Raw genomic sequence first — 3,729 nt, forward strand, 5'->3', positions numbered from 1 at the left:
GGACGCTGACACGCCACTCCCCAGAAGGCCGGAGATATTTCTTGCCCTGTGTAACCGGTTGACGCCACCGTGACGGTGCTTTTGTCACCGCGATGGAACAGCGAGATGCCCTCCGAACGCGCGCATCGGGCATCACACCAGACGTTCGCGCTTAGAGGTGCTGAGGTTGGCAAGTGGCGCTATCGACTCCTTGCTGAAGGCGCCGCCGGAGTACCGAATCCTGCTGGAGGCGAAGGAATGACCCAAAGCGGACACCACTTTCGCGGCGCGCCTGAGACAGGTATCAATATCGCATGCTCGACATCGAAGCGGAAGCAGCAGCGTTGGCAGGACTTTTCGGCACGGGCCAATCGGCGCCCGTTGTTGACTGCTACTCATCCATCCCTCGACATGCCCACCGCATACCAGATTGCAGATGTCGTGCGGATGAAGCGGCTTAGCCGGGATCGCCCCTCGATCGGCCGCAAGATCGGCTTCACCAATCATCGCATGTGGGAAAGATACGCCGTGAAAGCGCCCATCTCGGGCTATATGTATGAAAGCACCGTTCAGCAAAATTGCTGAGAACGCTCAGGTCTCTCTCTCCGGTTTCCCCGAACCGAAGATCGAGCCTGAAATTGTATTTGGACTTGGGGGCCGCTCCTAGTCCGGGGATGAGTGAAGCGGAACTTCTCGCTGTATCGAGTGGGTCGCATTGGGCTTCGAAATGGTCTCATCAATCTATTCCAGATGGCATTTTGCGCCGGCGGACGTGGTCGCTGCTTACGGCGTCCATTTTGCGCTTCGCGTAGGTGAGAGGATCCCCACAAAACAAAGGCCTTCGACGACTGGGCGGCGTCGCTAGGGTCATTTCGACTGGACCTGTTTCAAAACGGAGAGCGCGTGGCCAGCGGCGGCGGTTCCGACGTCCTCGGGAGCCCCTTGAAGGCGCTGTGGCACCTCAACGGAGCTGTTACCGATCGCGCATTCGGCCCCCCTCGCGGCACACGACCTCGTGCTCATCGGTCTGTGGATGGTCTGGCGCGCTGAACCACCGGCCACAGGCACAAACATGAAGGGGAGGTCGTCGGTGTCATGGCCGGCCTGATCCCGTGCCCGCTGACGCTGTTCGTGATGGGCTTCGCCATGTCGCGAGGCGTTCCTGGCGCCGGCATCCTTTTCGCGATCAGCATGATGCTTGGCGTCGCGCTGACACTCTCGTCAGTCGCGGCGCTGTCGATCCTTTTTCGCGAGCGGCTGGTGCATTTCTCCGAGAGTCGGCCCTGCTTGTTCGACCTCATCTCGCGCGGCATAGAAGGTGTCGCCGGCCTCATCTGCGCCGGCGTCGCGGTCTGGCAGGTCGCGGCGCGCTGATCCAGGACTCGGACAGATTTCTGACTTGCGTCTGCTCATCCGGCCGACGCATGGGCTGGCGGAAGAGGTTCGCTAGAGCCTTTCACGTTTTGATGGAAGCGTAGCCGGCGTTTGCGAAGTAGTTGTTGCATTCGGTTGCCTCGATCGTTTCAACGAGGTGGCCGATGTGGCGCCAAGTGTCCTCGACGGTACGTTTCTGAGCTTGGCGCATCCAGTGTTTGATTTTGGCAAAGGCCTGCTCGATCGGATTGAGGTCTGGGGAGTAGGGCGGTAGGTACCAAAGCCTGGCGCCGGCGGCCTTGATCATCTGCCTGATGGCCGCCGACTTATGACTTCCCAGATTATCCATGACGACGATGTCGCCGGGTTTCAGCACGGTGATGAGCTGCTGCTCGACATAGGCGCGGAAGCATTGGCCGTTGATTGGCCCGTCGAAGACGCAAGGTGCCGCGAGCCTATCGCAGCGCAGCGCGCCGAGGAAGGTCAGCGTGCGCCAGTGGCCGTGCGGGGCCAAGCCGCGCAGCCGCTCGCCCTTCGGCCCCCAACCGCGCAGCGGAGCCTATCGCCTGCACGGGAAGCGCTGCGGGTCTGGCGAGCGCGATTGCGGTCACGGGTGGAGCCACGATGTCATCGATCGCGGGCGCTGTTCTAACGGAGGAGAACGCCCGATATGGGCTCCTACTCGTCATGCTGAGCTCTGCGACGATTGCAGCAGCTTTCAGTGCACGGCAATTGGAGCGCGCCTCATCGGACGCTTCGAGTTGACCGACTACACTAGCTTTTCGAAAGCCAGTATGCGTCGGTGACCAGCCAGGCGTTGTCAGCGTCATTTTCTGGTGGCCCTCGATGATATTGCCCGAGATCGGTGACCCTGCCTCGTGCCGCCTTGAGGGCGGCAGTCAAAGCTTTTTCTTCGTCACTGCGCCTGGCTCCACCGCAATGGTAGAAACCGCAAGGCACAAGTGATTTTGCGGGGAACGTATCGCCACACCTTTCCAGAACCATCATGAAGCCCCATTGGTCTTCACCCGTGAAAGGCAGCGCCATCCGACCCTCGCGGAGCAGCTGCCCCATGCCGAACTCGTCGCGGACGATTCCGGACATCTCCTCCCGGCGGAATGCGAAGCCGTAGTCGAACAGGAAGTCGTCGCCGTAGTCCGACACGTAGGGCATCGTCCACCCGCGCTTTGCCTTAGTCGCCACCAGCTTCTCCAGCGGCGCCCGCGACATCGCGATGAGCGTCACGTCGCGGTCGTTCACGTGCGTGACCATGCCGCCCAGCCCATCGCCGACCGAGGCGCAGCCCGGGCACGCCGTCTTCCAGTCCTCCGCGGACATCAGGTGATAGATGAGGACTGCGAGCGGCCATCGAACAGCTCCGGCAAGGACTTCGGCCCGTCGTCGGTGGCGAAGGCGTAGTGCTTCTCGACCGGAACCCAGGGCAACTCCCGCCGCTGCTTGGTGACGCGCTGTTCGTGCGCCGCCAGCTCCTGCTCGGCCGCCAGCAGTTCCTTGCGGGCGGCCTGCCACTCCTGCTCAGTGGCGACCTTCATCCGACCTCCCTATGTTCGACCTCGTGCTTGTTGAAACGCGCGGGAGCGGAAAACTCATCGGCACCTAGAAGTCGACGGCCTCCGCGACCCGTCCGTCCTCGAGGCGCAGGACGGACAGGGCGAGCGGACGGTAGCCCGGCTCGCCCGGCGGGCACAAGAGCAGCACCGTCTGGTTGGTCCCGAAGCGGTCGTTCCATCGAGCCCATTGCTAGTCCTGCCAGGCCCACTACCTTCTCGTGGGACTTCCGGCTCAATCGGCCCACTTGGCCGGTCCATGGAACTCGATCCCATGGCGGCCCGTGAGTTCCGCCACTTCGGTCATCTGGTCAGGAATGCGCAGCTCGCGTGCGGCCGCAGCATCCCGGTGCACTTTGCGCGTGTGGTAGCCGAACGTCTTGAGCTGGACATTTTCATGCCGCCGATGGAATCGCCGGCAATGCCTGGCTGCGCAAGCAGCTCGTAGCGGTCGCTTCGTTCGATCCGTGGGCCAACGAGATCGAGTCACCCAAAGATAGTACGGCCCATTCCCTCGCCTGCCGTAGAAAAACCGGACGCTGACGCTGAAACTCGCCCTCGATGCCTGCTGCTCCAGCATCAGTGCATCGACATGGCTCGCTATGGCTTCGTCATCCCCGATGCTTGGCTATGCGAACAGCGGACGGACCAACACGCGCACGACGCGGGATGCGTTGCCATGACCGCGGTGCAGAACAGGCATCGCAATAGTGCCAATGCATTCGTTGCGTTTGGCGCCAACCGCCACTATGAAACGGACAATTTCGCCGACTGTCTTTCAAGCCGCCAGGAGAGTTTCGTGACAGAA

At 61.9% G+C, this 3,729-nt stretch carries 2 protein-coding genes and 3 pseudogenes; 3 read left to right on the top strand and 2 right to left on the bottom strand.

Annotation, left to right across the window (positions count from 1 at the left end; translation table 11 throughout):
- Positions 1–237 precede the first annotated feature (237 nt).
- Together NKJ08_RS38175 and NKJ08_RS38180 are read left to right on the top strand one after the other, a co-directional pair.
- The gene (locus NKJ08_RS38175) at positions 238–564 is read left to right on the top strand and encodes a hypothetical protein (protein WP_352786320.1); all 327 of its coding nucleotides are present in this window, start codon (positions 238–240) and stop codon (positions 562–564) included.
- A 489-nt stretch (positions 565–1,053) separates the two neighbouring features.
- Positions 1,054–1,353, top strand: a pseudogene (locus NKJ08_RS38180) (ABC transporter permease); the annotation flags it as partial.
- Between the two features lie 82 nt (positions 1,354–1,435).
- Here the strand turns inward: NKJ08_RS38180 and NKJ08_RS38185 are convergent.
- Both NKJ08_RS38185 and NKJ08_RS38190 read right to left on the bottom strand, forming a co-directional pair.
- Positions 1,436–1,912: pseudogene (locus tag NKJ08_RS38185) on the bottom strand (IS630 family transposase); the annotation flags it as partial.
- Between the two features lie 215 nt (positions 1,913–2,127).
- A pseudogene (locus tag NKJ08_RS38190) lies at positions 2,128–2,906 on the bottom strand (DUF899 family protein).
- A gap of 274 nt (positions 2,907–3,180) precedes the next feature.
- On the opposite strand from NKJ08_RS38190, the gene NKJ08_RS38195 reads away from it, so the two are divergent.
- Positions 3,181–3,369 carry a hypothetical protein gene (locus NKJ08_RS38195; protein WP_352786321.1) on the top strand — a complete coding sequence of 63 codons (189 nt, stop codon included), beginning with the start codon at positions 3,181–3,183 and terminating at the stop codon, positions 3,367–3,369.
- The last annotated feature ends 360 nt before the right edge of the window (positions 3,370–3,729 follow it).

Source organism: Mesorhizobium sp. M0244, from assembly GCF_040321795.1.
In the GTDB taxonomy this organism is placed as follows: Bacteria; Pseudomonadota; Alphaproteobacteria; order Rhizobiales; family Rhizobiaceae; genus Mesorhizobium.